The 20,137-nt window shown below is 41.3% G+C and carries 14 protein-coding genes; 2 read left to right on the plus strand and 12 right to left on the minus strand.

Annotation, left to right across the window (positions count from 1 at the left end):
* Nucleotides 1-375 precede the first annotated feature (375 nt).
* The gene (locus tag UYK_RS0123520; protein WP_016872264.1) at nucleotides 376-3,066 is read right to left on the minus strand and encodes an efflux RND transporter permease subunit; all 2,691 of its coding nucleotides are present in this window, start codon (nucleotides 3,064-3,066) and stop codon (nucleotides 376-378) included.
* A 211-nt stretch (nucleotides 3,067-3,277) separates the two neighbouring features.
* Here UYK_RS0123520 and UYK_RS0123525 point away from each other — a divergent pair, with 211 nt between their 5' ends.
* Entirely contained in the window at nucleotides 3,278-3,982 is a 705-nt protein-coding gene (locus UYK_RS0123525; RefSeq protein WP_026086575.1) for a 5'-methylthioadenosine/S-adenosylhomocysteine nucleosidase family protein, read from the plus strand.
* Nucleotides 3,983-4,193: 211 nt separating this feature from the next.
* On the opposite strand, the gene UYK_RS0123530 is transcribed toward UYK_RS0123525, so the two are convergent.
* The 4 genes from UYK_RS0123530 to UYK_RS0123545 all read right to left on the minus strand — a co-directional run bounded on the left by UYK_RS0123530 (nucleotide 4,194) and on the right by UYK_RS0123545 (nucleotide 8,707).
* Complete coding sequence (locus UYK_RS0123530; protein WP_009456486.1) at nucleotides 4,194-5,240, minus strand: S1C family serine protease; 1,047 nt, start codon at nucleotides 5,238-5,240, stop codon at nucleotides 4,194-4,196.
* 257 nt (nucleotides 5,241-5,497) lie between these two features.
* Nucleotides 5,498-5,989: a hypothetical protein gene (locus tag UYK_RS0123535; protein ID WP_026086576.1), complete on the minus strand. Its 492-nt coding sequence runs from the start codon at nucleotides 5,987-5,989 to the stop codon at nucleotides 5,498-5,500.
* A gap of 153 nt (nucleotides 5,990-6,142) precedes the next feature.
* Nucleotides 6,143-8,302: a pentapeptide repeat-containing protein gene (locus tag UYK_RS0123540; protein ID WP_009456481.1), complete on the minus strand. Its 2,160-nt coding sequence runs from the start codon at nucleotides 8,300-8,302 to the stop codon at nucleotides 6,143-6,145.
* A gap of 60 nt (nucleotides 8,303-8,362) precedes the next feature.
* Nucleotides 8,363-8,707, minus strand: a complete 345-nt coding sequence (locus tag UYK_RS0123545; protein ID WP_009456479.1) for a hypothetical protein — start codon at nucleotides 8,705-8,707, stop codon at nucleotides 8,363-8,365.
* 373 nt (nucleotides 8,708-9,080) lie between these two features.
* Between UYK_RS0123545 and UYK_RS0123550 the strand changes: the two genes are divergently transcribed.
* On the plus strand, nucleotides 9,081-9,515 hold the full coding sequence (locus UYK_RS0123550) for a hypothetical protein (RefSeq protein ID WP_009456477.1): 435 nt from the start codon (nucleotides 9,081-9,083) through the stop codon (nucleotides 9,513-9,515).
* Between the two features lie 85 nt (nucleotides 9,516-9,600).
* Here UYK_RS0123550 and UYK_RS0123555 read toward each other — a convergent pair whose 3' ends face one another.
* The 7 genes from UYK_RS0123555 to glpX form a co-directional block, all read right to left on the minus strand.
* Entirely contained in the window at nucleotides 9,601-10,515 is a 915-nt protein-coding gene (locus tag UYK_RS0123555; protein ID WP_016872267.1) for an ABC transporter permease, read from the minus strand.
* 164 nt (nucleotides 10,516-10,679) lie between these two features.
* On the minus strand, nucleotides 10,680-11,765 hold the full coding sequence (locus UYK_RS0123560) for a polyamine ABC transporter substrate-binding protein (RefSeq protein ID WP_009456475.1): 1,086 nt from the start codon (nucleotides 11,763-11,765) through the stop codon (nucleotides 10,680-10,682).
* A 15-nt stretch (nucleotides 11,766-11,780) separates the two neighbouring features.
* Complete coding sequence (locus UYK_RS0123565; RefSeq protein WP_016872268.1) at nucleotides 11,781-12,908, minus strand: ABC transporter ATP-binding protein; 1,128 nt, start codon at nucleotides 12,906-12,908, stop codon at nucleotides 11,781-11,783.
* A gap of 635 nt (nucleotides 12,909-13,543) precedes the next feature.
* Nucleotides 13,544-13,765 (minus strand): hypothetical protein, encoded by a 222-nt coding sequence (locus UYK_RS0123570; protein ID WP_016872269.1) that lies wholly within the window; start codon nucleotides 13,763-13,765, stop codon nucleotides 13,544-13,546.
* A gap of 400 nt (nucleotides 13,766-14,165) precedes the next feature.
* Nucleotides 14,166-17,114 (minus strand): UPF0182 family protein, encoded by a 2,949-nt coding sequence (locus UYK_RS0123575; RefSeq protein WP_009456470.1) that lies wholly within the window; start codon nucleotides 17,112-17,114, stop codon nucleotides 14,166-14,168.
* Between the two features lie 118 nt (nucleotides 17,115-17,232).
* Nucleotides 17,233-18,519 (minus strand): glutamyl-tRNA reductase, encoded by a 1,287-nt coding sequence (locus UYK_RS0123580; RefSeq protein ID WP_009456468.1) that lies wholly within the window; start codon nucleotides 18,517-18,519, stop codon nucleotides 17,233-17,235.
* Between the two features lie 99 nt (nucleotides 18,520-18,618).
* Nucleotides 18,619-19,656, minus strand: a complete 1,038-nt coding sequence (glpX, locus tag UYK_RS0123585) for a class II fructose-bisphosphatase (RefSeq protein WP_009456466.1) — start codon at nucleotides 19,654-19,656, stop codon at nucleotides 18,619-18,621.
* Nucleotides 19,657-20,137: the final 481 nt, after the last annotated feature.

Raw genomic sequence — 20,137 nt, forward strand, 5'->3', positions numbered from 1 at the left:
ACACAGATGAACACAGATAGATTATCGGTATGCATCGGTGTACCCTACGGGAAGCCGCCCTTGGGGCGTCTACGATTTCAAAAACAAGATTTTTGCCATAGTTTTAATTCACATTAGGCGTCAGTTATCATTATGATGCCCGATTAATTGCTTACGATATAAAGCTTGGGCATTGAGGAGTCAGTGCGATGGACTCCTTTCCCGGCATCAAGCAGCCACTACGCCCTTGGGGGTTCCAACAGTTGTAGCACATGGCGTCACCTGGCGTTATTGGGCATAGTGAAAAAATAATCAATGATCACCAATTACCAATTACCCATTACCAATTACCGACCCCAACGGATAATATAACTGTTTAAGCGGAATCATATCAGTCTATCCTCTGGGTTTGGTGTCACTGCGTCTGGGAAACCAATCATCAAGAACGGCGTATACGACTGGGACAACAATTAAACTCAAGATGGTGGAACTTACTAACCCACCAGCAATAGCAACAGCCATAGGCGATCGCAATTCCGAACCTGCTCCCAAACCCAAGGCGATGGGAAGCATACCTAAAATTGTCGAAACAGTTGTCATCATAATCGGGCGCAGGCGTATTGGTCCGGCTTGGAGAATAGCCTCTTTCTGGCTTAAGCCGCCATCTCGCAACTGATTAATACAATCCACAAGCAGAATTGCATTTTTGTTAGCCAGCCCCAGCAAAAACACAAAGCCAATCAGCGAAATCATGCCAAAGTCACTTTTAGTAACTACCAGCGCCAACATTGCCCCTACTAGTGCTAAAGGCAAAGAAATACAAATCACCACCGGATCTACCCAGCTGTGGAACAGGGCAATGAGTACAAGAATAATACACAATGCCGATAACGCCAGAGTAGTGCCGAAACTGGCGAAAACTTCACCACTGCGTTCAGAGTCACCTCCTAAATTCAAAGTCACACCAGCAGGTATCACAGCCTGAGCTTCAGATACTAATTTATCAGTAGCATCACCTAGGGGTAAATTCTGACCGAGATTGGCGCTAATATAAGCGACCCGTTGATTATTCAAACGTTCGATTTGCGAGACTTGATCTTGGGCATTTGTTGTACCTTTGACTGTAATATCAGCAAACCCCGGCAATTTTTGCAGACGTTGTTTGATTGTCTCGGCGGTTTGACTGAGGGTGTTGAGGTCATTACCCTGTAATGCTACTTCTAAAGGTTTTTGCGCGCCAGAATCAACAAACTGGATGTCTTCAACACTAATACTTACACCCTCAAGTTTAGGCAAAGAGGCACGAAACTGATCTTGTAATTCTGAGGTTTTGATGTTGCGATCGCTTTTAAGTTTGACGTAAAGTTTGCCTTTGTTCGGTTGTCCCTCACGCGTACCTGCAACAGTAAATACTGTTTCGACTGTTGGTGATTTTCTCACTACCTCCTCCAGTTTCTTACCTACCTCAGCAGATTTATTCAAGATAGTTGTGATTGGAGATTCATCAGGGAAAAGAGATGAGACAGAATCAGAAACAGGTAGACCTGGAGATGGGGAAAATTCTGGAACAAAATTTACTGTGTCCTCTGCTCCCTGTCCTAACTCTGCGAAATTTGGTAAGGCAGTTGTATAAACTATATTAAATTCCCCCCGTTCTAACTTCGGTATAAACCCTTTGGGAACTAGTGGAATCAAAGCTATACCCGCTACAAAACTCAGCACAGCTAAACCGATGACTATGGCACGATGATTCAGCGACCAACCCAGCAAATTCTGGTAATATTGGGCAAAACTCAACCATCTCCTTCCTTGGCGACATCTAGAACCTGGAGGCTTGGGTTTGAGCCAGTAAATAGCCAAAACTGGCGATAAAGTCCGGGCAACTAGCAAAGAAGCTAGCATTGCTGCGGAAACAGTGATGCCAAAGGGTTTAAAAAATTGACCAATTACTCCACCCATCAAGCCTATAGGTAGAAACACGGCGACTGCTGTAAAAGTTGCTGCTGTGACTGTCAGCCCAATCTCATCAGTAGCTAAAAAGGCAGCTTGTCGGGGGTGTTCTCCGTCCTCGACGTGCCGCATAATATTTTCGACATCAACGATCGCATCATCAACAATACTGCCAATCACCAAAGCTAGAGCCAATAGTGTAATTGTCTCGAGGTTGAAGCCAAACAAGGCCATGACAATAAAAGTTGCTAACAAAGATATAGGAATTGCCAGTGCAGAAATTGCAGTCGCTCGCCAATTCCACAAAAACGGAAAAATCACGATTACCGCCAAAATTATGGCTTCAATTAAAGCATCAATAGTGGCATCGGTGGCTTTGCGGATGTACTCTGCTTGCGTAGCAGCTAGGGTGAGTTGAACATCACCCAACGTAGAACGTAGCTGTTGCACCTGGTTCTCTACTCGAGAAACCACTTCCAAAGTGTTCGCATCACCACGTTTAATTACCTGAACAGCGAGCGCATCTTTGCCATTGAATCTGACTAATGTTGCTCCTTGTTGGGTAGCAGCAGCGCCTAATAAATCTACTCTTAACACTCCTGGCTGTTTGGCGATCGCAGGTATAATTTGCTCGTTAGTTAACTTTGTCAGCTCTGTTAAATTTCGCGACTGACTCTCAATGGCGTAACTAACAGCACCAGACTCATTCAATCTAATCGGAATAATCTTAAAAGAGGAACCCTCAGGTAGAGATGCTTGTTTGAGTTCTGTTTCTACCTTTGCCGTAGACTTTTCTAGGTTAGTACCAACAAAAAAAGACAAACTCACAACTGTTTGTCCAGGATATGTAGAAGAGCGGATTTTATCAAGTCCTTCTAAAGAATTGAGGCGCTGTTCTATGGGTTGAGTGAGCTTTGCTTCCGTATCTAAAGCTGTCGAAAGTGGAGCTGTAGCATTTACCACTACTACAGGAAAAGTAATATCTGGAAACAAAGCATACTTGAGGGAACTAAAAGCAAGTATTCCCGCTATCATCACAGCTAACCAAAAACTCACCGTCAGTCGGGGATGCTGAATCGCTAATTTAGAAATATTGAAGCGCTCACGGAGAGACTTAGAGTGATGAGGTTTTACCATGATGACTGAGATTTTTGCTGACTGCTGATCTTAAGTTTAATCACACAGGCATACGATTAGACGTTATATCAAATTCGCTGGTAGCTAATTTTCCATAGAAAAACTCTGCGTTTCTTTGCGTTTAAAAATAAAAACGCTACGATTTTACGCAGCCATACTAAAAAAGCAAAATTCCTCTTTTGTTGCCCTTAGTTTCCTAATTTTTATAAAAGTGTTTCATTCAACAACTATCCAAACAATCCTAGTCTGTCAAGGTGCAGAGTACCAAGCTGTGTGCCGAGGCTTAAGCCGCATCATTAGCTCTACACCGTCTGTAATACCCATACCTATGGCAGGAGAGGCTGTATACACATATTTGCAAAAAAGTCAAGGTTTAAAAAATATCCTGAATCATCCCCAACCAAGAGTATTGGTAATGGGTTTGTGTGGCAGTCTCCAACCCCAGTATAAAGTAGGGGACGTTGTAGTGTATGCAGATTGCATTTATCAGGAAAATACTGGTGATACTTTGGTGTATAAGTGCGATGCAACTTTGACAGGATGTTTGCAGCAGTGTCTCCCTCAGGCTGCTGTTGTCAAAGCATTAACAAGCGATCGCATGATTTGGTTGAGTAAAGAAAAACGCCAGCTTGGTCAAATGTTAGCAGCCGATGTTGTGGACATGGAAGGATATGCCGTGCTGAAATTTTTCAACTCAACTGGGATAGCAGTAGCAATGGTGCGGGTTGTAAGTGATGGATGCGATCGCAATTTACCAAACCTCAATTCCACACTGAATTCTGATGGTTCCCTTCAGCCTTTATCTTTGGCTGTAGCAATGCTAAAACAACCCATTGCTGCAACCAGACTTATTCGAGGTGCTTTGCAGGGACTGAAAGTATTAGAGGAGGTGACAACAGGTTTGTTTCATACCTGATGAAAATTAAAGCTATGACCAATATTTTTGATAAATCGACCACCGATACACACCGATAAACACCGATGTAGAAGTTAATAGTGGTCTATCGCATTAATTATGAGATTTAATTGCGTTTGTAGTGAGGACTTTAGTTCTCTAATATTGAAGCACGCTTCCTGCTGACTACAAACCTCTCAAAGCTTTTGCGATAGACCAATAACTTTAACTATTAGCCTCTAGCTGATTCTTCTGGGATGATATCTATTACTAGCTTGCGATTGTTACGCAAAATAGTCAGTTGCGATCGCACTCCGACACGTTCTGGTGTTAAAAACTTCTGCAAGTCTTCAATTCCACCCAGCGGTAAATTATTAAAACCAACGATCACATCCCCTTGCAGTAAACCAGCTTTTTTAGCCGGACTGTTTGGTTCAACGTGCATAACAAAAATGCCTGTATCCACAGCCAATTCGTTGAATAACATGATCCGGCGGGAAATTTGCACATTTTGTCCACCAATACCAATGTAACCACGTCGAACTTGACCATACCTCATTAAAGTCGGGATGACCATTTTGGCTGTGTTGATAGGTACGGCAAAACAAATCCCTTGTGCTGCCATCACAATAGCAGTATTTATACCAATCACTTCAGCGTGGGATGTAACTAACGGTCCGCCTGAATTACCAGGATTTAAAGCAGCGTCAGTTTGGATAATATTTTCAATCAGCTTACCAGATCGGGATTGGAAAGAACGTCCTAATGCGCTAATCACTCCAGTTGTAACAGTAGTCTGGAAACCGTAGGGATGACCGATCGCGATCGCCAACTGACCGACTTTCAATGCTTGAGAATCACCAAAACGCGCAGCTACTAAATTGGGCGCATAAATTCTAATCACAGCCAAATCCGTATCCGGATCATCCCCAATCATTTCAGCATCGTAACTGCGACCATCAGACAGTGTTACCTGAATTTTTGATGCACCGTGTATGACATGACTGTTGGTGAGAATGTAGCCATCTTGAGTGAAAATAAATCCAGAACCATTACCACGTACCTCTTGTGTAAACGGTTGATAACTGCGGCTACGTCCCGTCAGCCATTTTTTCACATCAATATTAACAACCGTAGGACTAACTTTTTCCACTACATTGATGACAGCCTGGGAATAAGCATCAAGAAGTTGTTCATCAGCTTTTGGGTTGTTTTGTGGCGATCGCGAATTATCGGGAGCAAAATTATCGTTTGATACCCATCCCAAATTTCTGAACATAATTTGTCAATCCTAATATCAGTTATCAGTTATCAGTTAACAGTTATCAGTTATCAAATTTTATTAGTTACTGTTAACTGATTTGGAACCATCAACTATGTCCTTATTTCCTGATTCTGACAAAAATTTTGTAGTTTTGACAAAGGGGATGCTTCTGGAAATGATTTGCGATCGCTAAATAAATCTTAAGTGTCTTAGTGTCTTTGTGGTTCAAAAATCATTGTATTCACCACCAAGTCACAAAGACACCAAGCAAATCAAAATCTCAAACCAACACCACCTTGTAAGGAGAAAGTTGTACCGCCATCACGCAAAGCGTCAAAGCCAATAATGGCATTACCAAACAACACAGTATTGCTATTAGGTACAACATAATCAATACCTGGTTGCAAAGCAAAGCTAATTTTATTACCAACTGGTGAAGGCGTATCACCACCAGCAAAAATTAGCCCACCTCCTATATAAGCATCAGTTTGCCAGTTAAGGGGAAAATCATAAGAAACAGTTGGTACAATCGCTATGTTATTAGCTAAAAAAGCTTGAGCGCGGAAAGAAACTGGTGTTTCCAAAAGTTTGTAACGAAAGGCTACAACCCCACCAATTTGAGTCCCATCCGCAAAACCAACAGCGGGTCCAACACCGACGTAACTACCATAAGCTGCTTGAGCATGGGCTGGCTGACTAAATTGGCTCAAACTCAAAAGTGAATTAGCCAAAAGTACGGATATTAAATATTTAAGACGCTTCATTTGCCGACTCTCCTCACACTGATTTCGTTGGTTGTTGGTGGTTAGTGGTTGGTGTCCATTTGTCATTGGGAACAGAGAACTCTGAACAGGGAACAGGAAATAGGTAATTTCTTTCTTGTCCCCCTTGTCTTCCTTGTCCTCACACTCCCCACCTTACGGACAACGCGGATGAATACCACCTTGAGTACAAATGTAAGCCAATTGCTTGGTATCTAAATTTTTTGCTTGGCTAAAATCCACTCCTTTGACTACAGCAGATTGTGAACCTGTTGATGGAGTTTGCACAAATTGATCGGCTGGATCTTGTTTAGCAGGGAAGAGAATAGCACCTTGAAAATCAGCTTCTGTGAGATTTGCTCCGCGTAAATCTGCAAGACTCAAATCGGCGTTGCGGAAGTTGACACCTGTCAGGTTAGCAGAGCGCAAATTAGTATTTGTCAAGCGAGTTGCGCTGAGATTAGCATTGCTTAGATCCGCACGCTGCAAATTTGCTCCTGATAAATCTGCTGCTTGCCAATCGGTTTTACTTAAGTTGGCAAAGGGTAATTGTGTACCGATCGCAATGACACGACCCAGGCGAGCAGCATATAAGTCAGCGTCGTTAAATATAGCTTCACTCAAATCTGCCCCGGTAAGGCTAGCATTTTCTAAAACAGCACCACGTAAATCGGCTCCCATTAACTGGACGCTGCTCAAGTTGGCACTAACTAAACGTGCGTTAGTTAAGTTTGCTCCCTTGAGGTTAGCGCGGCTGAAGTCTGTACGCACCATCAAGACACGACTGAGATTTGTATCGCGCAGATCGGCTTGTTTAAACTGAGCGCCACTCAAATCTGCAATCCAATCATCGAAAGTATCCCAACGTCTATCCTCACCTACTCCCCGGAAGCTACTACCCCTCAAACTAGCAAAGGATAGATTCGCTCCTTTGAAATTGATTCCTGATAAATCAACTTTATCTAGTGCCAAGTTGAATATGGGGCTATTTGCTGCACCGTTTTGGAATAATTGAGTACGGCTGAGGTCGAGGTCATTAACTTTAGCGCTATTAACTGCAATAATCTTATTGATCGCCTGCTGATTGCTCTGCAAGCGCTTCTGTCGCAATTCCCGCTCTGGAGATGGGTTGCTTGTTGATTCCAAATCCTCAGCTAAGGACTGATTCATGCGTTTTAAATCAGGGATGGCTGACAGACCAATGTTTGTCAGAGCCTGCTGTATTGTTTCGAGTTGACTGGGGTCAGTTTCTTTGGCTAAAAGTTCTACAAGATATTTGGTAGCTTGTGGGTCATTGAGAGTACCCATTGCCAGAATCGCACTACGGCGCTCTTCATTGCTGACGCCAGAGTTAGGACTTAATTGTTTGACAAGAGCTAGGAACTGTTGGCTGTTGCGCTGCTCTAAAACCCGGCGATTTTGCTGAGTTTGGATGTATATTTGAGTACCGACTAGAGTTGTCAATACACCAGCCATACTCAACAGTGCGATCGCTAGCAGGGTTATACTTGGATTACGCCGCAACCATTCCCACGGATGGGCAGGTGGTTGAGTGGTTTCTGATGGTGTGATCACAACTGAGGCAATGGCTGCGTCTTCGTCTGCTGCTTCTGTCCACTGCGTCTGCTTTTGGTTTTTTAGCTGGGAAGGTGTAAACGGTTGATTCGCGTCTATGGTGTAAGTACCTGCAATAATGTCATGGATTGCGCGCCTTTGTCGTAATGGTAAGCCCCTAGCTTCTAAGAGCATTATTAAACCAGACAGGAAAGTGAAAACACCTAAGTTAGGAAAAGTTGGGCTGTTGCGCCAGAGCATGTAAGCTACAGACAAACTCAATGTCCAACGCCCAACACCTTCTCGCAGTAAAACAGCCCCTAAACCAGGGGGTTTGCCTTGAGAGTTGACAACCCGAACACCAAACCAGCGTTTTGGCAGGGTGCTGCCTGTTTTCGCTAGTAAAAGCAATTGCCAACCAGAAAGTGTCAGAGGCGCTAGTATAGCTACTGTCCACAAAAAATTTGTTGGCCATGCAACGTTACGAGTGCCGTAGCTCACAGGCAGAGCTAGGGGACGAGCGATTTCTCTTTCTGTTACAATCAATACAGGATTTAGTGGCACTCGGTTGAGATCAGTTCTAGTATTAAGATATGCACCAAGGCTGAAAGGAATTAAGCCACTAATTACTAGTAGCGTCATTTCCGTCGCCCAAGCAGCTACACGCCTAGTAGATAGAGGCAGTGCTTTGGGTTTACCTGGTTGATTAGATTGACTGGAACTAGATTGATCATTACTTCTCCTCACAGTTGGGGTTGCCATCGCAATATTTCCCTTGAACTTTTATATATGTATATGCCACTCCAGGCGTGTCAAAATATACTATCGATTGCGTCGCGAACTACTAGACACAATAAATTTGTATCCAAAGTAAACTAGTCCTGCTAAGAGTGCCAAACTAATTGCAGAAGTAACAAATTTAAACACTGCTTGCACAACCGCCAAGCCTAATAAAACGCCGACACTCCCAGCAACTACCTTTCCCGTCCCAGATAGGCTATTAAACCAATTCGACAGTTGCTGTAATTGTGAATTTACACTGGAAAAATTAGGCACAGACGACTGCTCAACTTGTTGTGATTTGGTTTTTTCCCCAGAAGACGAATCAATTTCTGCCTCCAGTTTGCGGAGACGTTGCTGTAAGTCTTCATCAGGTTGAGGATTCATATTGTTTTACCTCGGTTAGCAAACTTATTCAACAACAGTCCAAATATATCCGATAGTTAACTGTTGTCTTAGTGATTTTAGCGAATGTTATTGCCTTGATCCGAGGACAGGTGGCAGAAAGGAAAAGACTTATTATCAGTTAAAAGTTACGAAGCTAATATTATTTAAGCTTTTTACTTAATTTTTAATCATCTAATTATTGCCACCGTCAGTTATGGTATGTCTTTTTCCACTACTTGTATTTAAGTAACTGTTTAAATTTTATACAAGCTAAGTTGTGGAACAAAAGTGAATTTGCGGTCGTCTAGAAATGTCAGAATATTATGTATAACTATCGCTCTTGAATTAATCAAGAGTAAATAAAATCATCAATATGAAGACATGTAGATTATTTAATATTGCATCGGTTTTGGCTTTGACAGCAAGCTTGCTACTCACAAATGCTAAATCTGTTATGGCAGAAACCGTCACCATAAATCCTGATTTTCAACCAGATCCAATGGTTCTAAATGGTAAGTCTGGCGGCCCAAAATCTAGTGATTGTGGTAAAATTTCAGCTACACCAAATCAAATTATTCAAGTTACAAAGCCATTGCCTTATTTGAAATTAGCAGTCACAAGTGATGGCAAACCAACTTTATTGATTGAAGGGCCAGGAGGGCGTTTTTGTGTATTACCAGATAATTACTCTGGAGACAAGCCAGAAATTTCTGGTTTCTGGCAAGCTGGTAAATACTTATTGTACGTTGGGGAATTAGTTGATGGGGAGCATACATATACTCTGTCGATTTCTAAACAGAAAAATTAGTTAATGATCAATTGTCAATTGCCATTGGTCATTTGCTAGTAGTTAGTAGTTAATGGTTGATTAATACTTACTTCCCATCTCCCCATTACCTCTTGGGTGTAATGTCACCCAATTTAATTAACATTGCGATCGCAATACTTACAACCAAAATTAATACCATACTCAGCGCTGAACCAAATCCCCAATTTTGGGTAGCACCGAGGAACTGGTTATAAACTAACCTTGCTGCTGTGCTACTGGAAGCACCACCAAGTAATTCTGGGTTGATAAAATCTCCTAAAGCTGTAATGAATACTAAAAAAGAAGCTGCTGCTATACCAGTGAGAGTTTGAGGTACGGTGACTTGCCAAAAAGCTTGTACAGGATTTGCACCCAAGTCAGCAGCTGCTTCTAAGAAACGTTTGTCTAATTTTTCTAGAGATGCGTATAAAATCAACACCATGTAAGGCAGCAAACTATAACTCATACCAATTAATACAGCAGGACTGCGATTGAGTAAATCTAAAGGTGGTAAGCCCACACTATTTAAGACTGTGTTCAGTAAACCAGTGGGACGTAAAATCGTAATCCAAGCATAAGTGCGGAGTAAAGAGGAAGTCCACAATGGCAAAACAAAAGCGATTAAGAGCAAATTTCGCCAGCGCTTTGGTGCTATTTGTGCGATCCAATAAGCGACAGGAAAACCCAAGACTAAACATATCACTGTAGTGCCAACTGCAAAAGATAGCGATCGCCTCATCACTCGCAGATACAGTGGATCAAAAAGCCGAATATAGTTATCGAAACCACTAGGAATGACTAAATCCCCTGGTCGAATTCCAGGTACTAAACTTAGTTCTAAAATTAGCAGAGTTGGCAAAACTAGCAGCAATAGCAACCAAATTCCTGCGGGTGCAAGTAATGCAAAAGGTTCTAACCAGGTTAACTTTGGACGCCATTTAGGAACTGTGGGAATTCCGCCTGTAGGATTTATTTGAGAAGAAGGAATTTGAGTAGACACGGTTATGAAGGGTAAAGCATTAATATTTGTATTTTTGCTTTCTGACTTAAAACTCACCTCACCTAGTCCTATCGGACACCCCTCTCCTTAATAAGGAGAGGGGTAAGGGGTGAGGTTTTTCATGCTTAGTGATGAAATTTTTTAATTGAGACTTTCTTCCGCTTTTATCCACTTGTTAATTCAGTCCAATAGCGATCATATACTTCTTCAATTTCTCCTAAAGGTGTGATGCGTTCACATTTTTCCAGTATCGAATCTGGAGGAAATACGTTCGGATCGTTTTTTATTTTATTCGGTAATAACTCAAAAGCCGCGCGGCTTGATGTCGTTACCCAAAGACGTTGGCTAATTTGCGCTGCTACTTCTGGTTGAAAGATAAAATTTATCCAAGCATAAGCTCCATCAATATTTCGGGCTGTTGTTGGAATTACTACTGTATCTGTCCAGAGTGAAGAACCACTTTTGGGAACCACATATTTAAATTTAGGATTTTCTTGAGTGATTTTCACCGCATCTGATGAATAACACATTGATAATAATAAATCTCCTGCTACAATTTGATTTCGCCAAGCATCTGTGTCAAAAGCTGCGATCGCACCTTTGAGAGCTTGTAATTTTTCATAAGCTTGTTTGACTTCGGTTTCGTTCTTAGAATTATAGGAATAGCCCAGCATTTTCAACACTGCTCCCATCACTTCTCTCACATCATTTAACAAAGTGATTTTATTGTTGAGTTGCTGTTGATTTTGCCAAAGATATTCCCAATCTTCAGGCGGATTTTTGAGGATTTCGGAATTATATATTAAGCCTGTTGTTCCCCAATTAAATGGAAGACTATAACGGTTATTTGGATCATAACTAGGATTTTGAAAGTGCGGGAATAAATTATCTATAGCAGTTAAACGTTGATGGTTTAGTTCGATTAATAAACCCTTCTCTACCATTTTTTGCACCATGTAATCAGAAGGGTAAATTACACTATAAGTTCCACCACCCCCAGCTTGTAATTTATTAAGCATGACTTCGTTAGAATCATACACATCTGAAAGTACTTTGATGCCAGTTTCCGCATTGAAAGTTTTAAATAATTCTTGATCTACATACTGTGTCCAAGTATAGATATCCAATTGGTCACGGGAACCTGTATTATTAGAATTAGCGCGAACCTCAGCTAATCTCCAACCACAACTAGCTAAAGATAAACTAGAAAGTAATACTATATTTTTTATAAATAGTCGTCTGGTAGTCATTTTTTAAAAGAATAACTATTGACCAATTACTAAACAATCATTTTCTGTCCACCAAGCATAGATGGGTATATTAGGATCTGGTAAGCTGCCAAAAATATTAGGTTGCATAACGGTGATACACACATCTGTTTTTAATTCAACAACATAGTTAACGTGAGTTCCTAAGTACATAACGTTCACTAGTCGCCCTTCAAAACAATTAGCTTGGACGCTAGGTTTATAAAGTGAAAGCTGAATTTTTTCTGGACGCACACTTACTACTACTGCTTGTAACAATTCAGCAGGTGTATCAACAAAGCGAGAGACTGTGATTTTTAATCCTGTTTTTGTTACCACTTCTACAGTGGATGTATTTACTTCTGTAATTTCGCCTGTAAATAAATTTGTATCACCAATAAAATCAGCAACAAATGCTGTTCGGGGATTTTCGTAAATTTCGCTGGGTGTACCAATTTGCTCTATTCTGCCATGGTTCATCACGGCAATGCGATCGCTCAAAGATAGAGCTTCTTCTTGATCATGGGTAACCATAATAAAAGTCAAGCCCAGTTCTTTGTGTAAATTTGATAGTTCCACCTGCATTTCTTTACGCAGCTTTAAATCTAACGCCCCCAATGGTTCATCTAAGAGCAACACTGCTGGACGATTGACTAATGCTCGTGCCAATGCTACACGTTGTTGTTGACCGCCAGAAAGTTGGCTGGGAAAGCGCGATCGCAAGCCTTCCATCTTCACCAGTTTTAAAGCTTCTTTAACTCTTGTTTCTACTTCAGCTTTAGGTAATCTTTTTAACCGTAACCCAAAGGCGATGTTATCCCATATATTCAAGTGGTTAAACAAAGCGTAACTTTGAAATACAGTATTGACTGGTCGGCGATAGGGAGGAACGTTACTCATAGACTGACCCTGGATCAAAATCTTACCAGCATCAGCTTTTTCAAACCCTGCTATTAAACGTAGTGTAGTTGTCTTACCACAACCTGATGGACCGAGAATACTAAAGAATTCGCCCTGTCTGACATCCAAGTCTATTCCATGCACTGCTGGCTCTTGGTCGAAAAACTTAAAAACGTTACGCAGCTCAACATCAAGGGACTCAAAAGCCGTTATTTCATCTTGATTTTGCATCACACTATGGCCCATAGTCCTAATTTATTGTCATTTATTAGTAGTTCGTGGTTAGTAGTTAGTGGTCAAAAGTCATTTGTCATTGGTCACTATTTATTCTCCTCATACTCCCACACCTCCCCATCTCCCTAGTCCTTAGTCCCCAAAATAATAAATCGACAGACTAAATATTACATCTGGGTTCATTGTATCCGGCAAAAAAAGTTTTACAAAAGATACACTTTTTAGATTATCTGCCACTAAATTCCATTCGCATTAAGGTATTTTTTTATACAAATAATCAAAGACTTGGAATTGATTTTTGTCTTAGTATACAATCATCTAGAATTGGTGCTAAAAAAACATACGTACAGTTGCGGCTGTTATGTTCTCTGTACCTGCAAATGGTGATTTCTGCGTTCAGGCGCATATCCTCAAAGACCATAAATATGCAAAAAACTGGCGTTCGTCCTTAAACATTAAACCTTCCACTATCGCTATGCTGCGTGATCGACTGTGGAAGGTAATTACCGAAGGAACAGCCAGGTAAGTATGTTAAATCAGAATCACTTCCTCAAACTCAAAGTTCGGGAGATTGAGTAAAAGACAAATTCAGTTATCAGTTATCAGTAAACGGCTACTAATTGATAACTGTTTACTATTTACTGAGTTTAAGTACAGCTTCTGCGTAACATTGCAAGATCCCGAATTAACGGTAGCCTAGAACTGATATAAGCACGAATGACTTTACTTTCTTCACTACTGAGTAGTTTTTGGTTTTCCAGTTGCTTTAACAACTGCTGGATTAATTCCGTATCATTAACTTCTAAAAGAATATTAGTTTGAGTATTCTCAATCAAAGACCACAGTTGACGTAATGTTGATGCGTTCACAGCACTTACCCCGTTGCGACAGCCTACAGCAAGACTACAATAGCTGACTTGGACAAAAGCCCCGGTTTGTAGCCGGGGTATGTTTGTGTCGGTTATCGTGAACAATCTAAAGAAAATATTAAAATCAAAATCTTAAGAAAATATTAAATATTATAATTTTTAACTAATTTGATGTAAATCTAAATAGTAGTTTACTTTTTGTAATAAAATGGGGTCAGCCCATATAAAGACCCTGAATATAATTATGCAGCCTCAAAGCACTTATGCTTTGGGGTTTTGTTTTTAAACTTTTTTGCCTACGACTTCATGAACTAAGTATTTAGAGGTAAAAATTGGGCGATCGCATCCAACACTCGACACACCTAACTTTCTTAAAAAGGCAACTGGCTGCTTTTTGCCTTTACTCCACTGGGCGAATAATTGTCGGCGCAGCTGGTTGTTCTGGCTGGAAGATCCCTGCTAATGCTTGTTCTAGAGTTTCTGCCATCACAATTCGATTCTCGTAAGCAATAATTACTGCGACAAAAGTTGGTAGGCTATTTTGTTCTGCTTCCAAATATAAGGGTTCAACATACAAAAGAGATTGTTCAATAGGAATTACTAAAAGATTTCCTTGAACTGCTTTTGAACCTTCACGATTCCATAGAGAAATCTGTTGAGAAATTACCGGATCTTGGTTAATTAATGCCTCGATTTGTTGAGTTCCATAAACTAACAATTGTTTGGGAAATTCATATAGTAATAATCTACCGTAGTTCTCGCCATCAGAACGTGCTGCTAACCAAGCAATTAAATTTGCACGCTGGTTAGGCTTAAAAGGTAACAGTAAAATAAATTCTTCTGTCTCTGTTTTTGGTAACTTCATGATTAAATAATAAGGCTCTACCGTTCGCTGTTCGTTACCATAAATTTCTGTTGGTATCTCCCACAAGTCTTCTCGGTTGTAAAATACCTGCGGGTCAGTCATGTGATAGGTCAGTAGGCGTTCTGATTGAATTCTAAAAAAGTCTCCTGGATAGCGGATGTGACTGCGGAGTGCGACTGGCATCGTTTGCAGAGGTTTGAGCATTTGTGGGAAAATTTTCCCCAAAGTAGTAATTACTGGATCTGTGGGATCAGCTACATAAAAATCAACCGTACCGTTGTAAGCGTCAACAACAATTTTGACGGAATTACGAATATAGTTAAATGAATTTTTACCAGGGTCAGAATAGGGATAGCGATCGCTGACAGTATATGCGTCAATTATCCAGTAAAGGTCTGTAGGCTGACCTGTAAGAGTTGTCCCTCCTCCACTTGCAGCCACTAAATACGGATCACTGTCAAAACGTAAAAAAGGCGCGATCGCCTGTACCCGATCTCGAATAGTGCGGCGAAATAATAACTTGGTTTGAGAAGTAAAATTGCGCGTTAGTAGCATTTGCCAATCTTTGAGATACTGAGCAAACAGGAAACGCCGCCACATCGCACCGATAGAAATCCCGCCCCGCCCATCGTAGACGTTATAGACATTCTCGTTACCACTGGGATAATCTAATTCTTGGGTTTTTGTCCCTGTCATCACGTAAGTATCAGTAATTTCCCCGTAATAAATACGTGGTTGGTTAATGGGAATGCTGGCACGAATTTCTTCTGTAGTGATTTGCAATGAACCTTGGCTACCTCTGTCTTCTACACCAATATCTTTGACATAGTAATAAGGTAATCCACCAGGGCCAACAACATTGACTGGACTAAGTGTAAATCCATAGCCGTGAGTATAAATAAGATGTTTGTTGATCCAAGTCTGTGCCTGCTGGGGAACATCACCGTAATCTAGTTCTCGCGCTGCAATAATAGTTTGTTGGTATTCTGTTGTTTGTTTTTCGATGTCGCGCAACAAGGTATAGCGGTCAATATCGGCACCAGGGAATTTGTAATATGGTCGAATTTGTTGTAGCTGACGGTTGGTTTGTAGAAGGGGACGGCTATCCCACAAACGGATATTACCAATTGTTTGTTGATTTTCTTTTAAGTCAGCTGCTGTCAATTTACCTTGCGGGTCAAAAGTTTCAGCATCAATAGCGTTTAAGTTAAATGCTTCGCGAGTCAAGGCAATGGTGCGGGCAATGTAGGGTCTTTCCTGGGCTAATTCGTTAGGTTGGACAACCAGGCGCTGTACAATTGTGGGCAAAATTTCACCAGAAAGCCCTGCGAGTGCTACATACAATGCAAGTAAGTAGATTAATTGGCGTGGAAAAGGAATCGGTCTTAATCTGGTTTTTTGGCGTTTGGATAAAATATATATTCGCCACAGTAAGTAAACTGCGATCGCCACAGCCAAGACACTCAGTCCTGTATAAATTGGTAACTGTACGTTGACCTCTGTGTAGCTAGCACCAAAGTTAAATCCACTTTTGGAGTATAAAAGTTCGTAGCGTAACAACCAATAGTGTAAACCTACCGCCAGCATGAGCAAGCTTGTTAAGGCATTTAAATGGAGTCGCTGTGGTACAGAAAACCCAGGAAACCATCCCTCACTCAAACTATTAGACGAACGCAGATAAATTAATGATACGGAAGCAAGACTGTATACAAAAATTCCTAATAACCAAAATTTCAATAGTTCCCAAATTGGTAGGGAGAATACATAAAAACTAATATCTCGGTTAAAAAGAGGGTCTGTACTGTTAAAACTGGTAGCTTGGAAAAATTGTAAAACTGTAACCCAACGTGCAGATAGCAAGAAAGCTAATAATAAGCTAATCAATAGGGCGATCGCTTTTAACCAAAACTGATGAGTAATTAAAATTGCAATGGTTAAAAACACTAACAAACCTGCATTGACAGCAGATAAACGTATTTCTTCTGAACGAAAAAGTTGTGAAAAAAACTGCAACAGGGGTGGTAATTGCCAAGATAAAGTGGGGAGTTTGATATTAACAAACCATAAGTCAAAAGCTGTCTGGACGTAGTAAATCAGAACCACTCCTGCTAATGCACTCAGTCCCACCACTGCTGGGATGAGTAAGCGTAGCTTCAAAGTAGAAGACGCGGAGGTAGGGAGACCTGGGGAAGAAGCAGAGAATCTTTCATCCATACTCTCCGTATTCCCGCGTCCCCACCTCCTCCCCATCTTCCCAGAGGGGTGCTTGAGGCGATTGGCTATAACCAAATTACCTAGCAAAAAACTGATTGAGATCAAAAAAGCGATCGCCCACAATCCTATTTGTGTCTGTAAGCGCAACAGAAATTCTTGTAAATATCCAACTTCATCAAACCACAGAATTTCTGCTATGAGGCGTGAGGCTAATTCAAACAATAGCCACAAACCTAACACAAGTGTAATGACGCGAAAAATTCGGTTCATACTGGGATTGGGGATCGGGGATCGAGAACGGGGATCGGGTATTGAGCATTGGGAAGAGACTTGTTAAATAATTCTCCCTTATCTTCCTTGTCTGTCTTGTCTCCCTTGTCCCCGATCCCTAACTAAACTGCTCTCCTACATCCAGGTTAAACAACATTTGTAGCGACTGCATACAACGACGTCTTGCTTCGACATCTTGCTGCGCTCGCAGTTGTACCATTGGGTCATGTAAAATTTTGTTAACGATACCTCTTGTTAAAGCTTCGATGACTTCTTGGTGTTTTTCGCCAAATTCTGAACCTAAACGGGATAAAGCTTTTTCTAGTTCTTGTTCTCGGATAGTTTCGATTTTATTGCGTAGACAACTAATTGTTGTTACTGTTTCTAGCGATCGCCACCAGACGTCAAAAGCTTCTACTTCTTCCTCTAAAAGCCCTTCGGCTTCCTGGGCCATCTTACGACGGCTTTCGTGGTTTTGGGCCACCACAGCTTTCAAATCATCAACATTAAACGCTTTGACATTTGCCAGTTCGTTAACATCTCCATGAACGTTGCGTGGCACGGAGATATCAATTAACATCAATGCCCGGCTGGCTTCTAACACAATTTCTAATTTAGCACGATCAAGAATTGGTTCTGTTGCAGACGTGCTTGTAAATACTAAATCACTTTCGCAAATGACTTTCATCATTTCCGAAAGTGGATGAGTTTGGATATTATGTTCGGGGAAGAGCTTAGCTAATTGCTCTGCTCTACCAACAGAGCGATTTAAAATACAAATTTTGACAGCACCTTTAGAAACTAGGTGTTGCACTAACAAGCGCGACATTTTGCCAGCACCTAGTATAGCCACTCGGCAGGCTGCGAGATTTTCTACCTTCATTTGGGCCAATTCCACAGCCGCCGAACTGATCGAAACTGCACCAGTACCAATGCTAGTTTCAGTACGTACGCGCTTGCCAGCCGTGATCGCTTGTTTGAATAATCGATTCAAAATAGTTTTTATACCGTTGTATTGCTGTCCCAGCTTATGGGTGTTTTTCACCTGGGCAAGAATTTGACCTTCACCAAGTACCAAGCTATCTAGACCAGCAGCAACCCGCATCAAATGCATTACAGCATCTTGATGGAGCAAAACAAATAGGTGTTGTCTTAGAGATGTCACAGGTGTTTTGCTGTGTTCCGAGAGGAATTGTGTCACTTCTCGCACACCCTGTTCACTTTCTTCGGTGACAATGTAAATTTCTAAACGGTTACAAGTGCTAAGGATGGCAACTTCATCAATATGGGGGTAGCTAAGCAGGTGTGCGATCGCGCTTTCGGTCTGTGGTTCTGGAATGCTCAGCTTTTCCCGGACTTCGACTGGGGCTGTTTTATGGCTTAACCCCACCACTGCTATATTCATTTGCTAAATCGTCTTTACTAATGGGGAACGAGCGGTTGTTAGTAGTGAGTAGATAGTAGTTAGTAGTATTAACCACTAACTACTAACCACTATCCAAACTTAGTGCAACTGCAATACCTTGGGTTCTTCAAACATGTGGATGGTGTCCACAAAGCGAGCTGTTTTCGACTGGTTGGAAATCACCAAGCTTTGAGTTCTAGCACCTCCTTTGAAGAAGCGGACGCCTTGCATAAGATTACCAGAGGTAATACCACAAGCGGCAAACAAGACGGTTTCACCGGATGCTAGTTCATGAGCATCGTAGACTTTATCAGGATCTTCGATACCCATAGACTTCAAGCGTTCGATGTTAGCTTGTTTGCTTTCGCCAATCAAACCAGTCTTGACTACTTCTGGATCATAGATTAACTGACCTTGGAAGTGTCCACCCAACGCGCGCATAGCCGCAGCAGAGATCACACCTTCGGGAGCCGCACCAATACCCATCAAAGCATGAATATTGGTTCCAGCAAAACCACAGGATAAGGCTGCACCTACATCACCATCAGAAATGAGTTGGACTCTTGCTCCTGCTTCCCGGATTTCTTTGATCAGGTCGTTGTGGCGTTCACGCTTCATCACCACTACAACCAGTTCATCGATTGCTCTGTCTAGACATTCAGATAGAATTTTTAGGTTTTCAGTGGCAGATTTGTTAATGTCTACTTTACCCTTGGCAGCTGGGGGAGCAGCTAGCTTCTTCATGTAAAAGTCTGGGGCGGCGAACAAACCACCTTTTTCAGAAATTGCCAACACTGCCATTGAGCCTGGTTGACCATACGCTACAAGGTTAGTACCCTCACAAGGGTCAACAGCGATGTCAATTTCAATTAATTCATCTGGGTTACAAAAATCTTTAGCATCCGGGCGGCTACAGATACCAACTTCTTCTCCAATGTAAAGCATGGGAGCATCATCGCGTTCGCCTTCCCCAATCACAATGCGACCGCGCATGTAAATTTTGTTCATCCGTTCCCGCATGGCTTCTACAGCCACTTGGTCAGCAGTATTCTTTTCGCCCTTACCCATCCAACGAGCAGAAGCGATCGCAGCTTGCTCAACTACCTCAATAATCTCTAACCCAAGAGTATTTTCCACAGAGTCTGCCCTCTCGATAGCTTGATTTTGCGACTTTTCATCTGGTGATTTCAGTTTTACAGTCTACCAAAGGGCGGATACCCGTGGAAAATACTCTCTGATGCAGTCTTTGTTAAGTTTTGTATTTTTGTATAAAAAGTAGTATTCTTACCCCTAAGTAACACTTATGTATTGCTAGTGTGTACCTTAGTAAAACTAAAAGTTGAAGTATATAACTAAAAATAATTTTTCTATATTCAAATTTAATCTTTACACGTAATTATGTATTTGCCTTTAACAAAATATAAAATTTATTTTTTTATTACCATACAAGAGAATTATTGAAGTAAAACAGAGACATACTATCGCCCAGAACAACTTTGGTTACTAGGGTTTTTAGAAAAGGAAGAAATCGGCAAAACGCTAAATGATTTGCCACGTTACATATACAGTCTTTCTTCTGAATATCGAAAAGCAATAGGTCGGCGTTGAGCAATAATGT

The sequence above is a fragment of the Fischerella thermalis PCC 7521 genome (assembly GCF_000317225.1).
GTDB classification, from domain to species: Bacteria; Cyanobacteriota; Cyanobacteriia; order Cyanobacteriales; family Nostocaceae; genus Fischerella; species Fischerella thermalis.

Excerpts from the sequence above, each read along its gene's own strand:
- UYK_RS0123565 (WP_016872268.1), bottom strand. The coding sequence starts at position 12,908 with ATGGGCCATAGTGTGATGCAAAATCAAGATGAAATAACGGCTTTTGAG.
- UYK_RS0123560 (WP_009456475.1), bottom strand. The coding sequence starts at position 11,765 with ATGACTACCAGACGACTATTTATAAAAAATATAGTATTACTTTCTAGT.
- UYK_RS0123540 (WP_009456481.1), bottom strand. The coding sequence starts at position 8,302 with ATGGCAACCCCAACTGTGAGGAGAAGTAATGATCAATCTAGTTCCAGT.
- UYK_RS0123545 (WP_009456479.1), bottom strand. The coding sequence starts at position 8,707 with ATGAATCCTCAACCTGATGAAGACTTACAGCAACGTCTCCGCAAACTG.
- UYK_RS0123575 (WP_009456470.1), bottom strand. The coding sequence starts at position 17,114 with ATGAACCGAATTTTTCGCGTCATTACACTTGTGTTAGGTTTGTGGCTA.
- UYK_RS0123580 (WP_009456468.1), bottom strand. The coding sequence starts at position 18,519 with ATGAATATAGCAGTGGTGGGGTTAAGCCATAAAACAGCCCCAGTCGAA.
- UYK_RS0123550 (WP_009456477.1), top strand. The coding sequence starts at position 9,081 with ATGAAGACATGTAGATTATTTAATATTGCATCGGTTTTGGCTTTGACA.
- UYK_RS0123520 (WP_016872264.1), bottom strand. The coding sequence starts at position 3,066 with ATGGTAAAACCTCATCACTCTAAGTCTCTCCGTGAGCGCTTCAATATT.
- UYK_RS0123530 (WP_009456486.1), bottom strand. The coding sequence starts at position 5,240 with ATGTTCAGAAATTTGGGATGGGTATCAAACGATAATTTTGCTCCCGAT.
- UYK_RS0123535 (WP_026086576.1), bottom strand. The coding sequence starts at position 5,989 with ATGAAGCGTCTTAAATATTTAATATCCGTACTTTTGGCTAATTCACTT.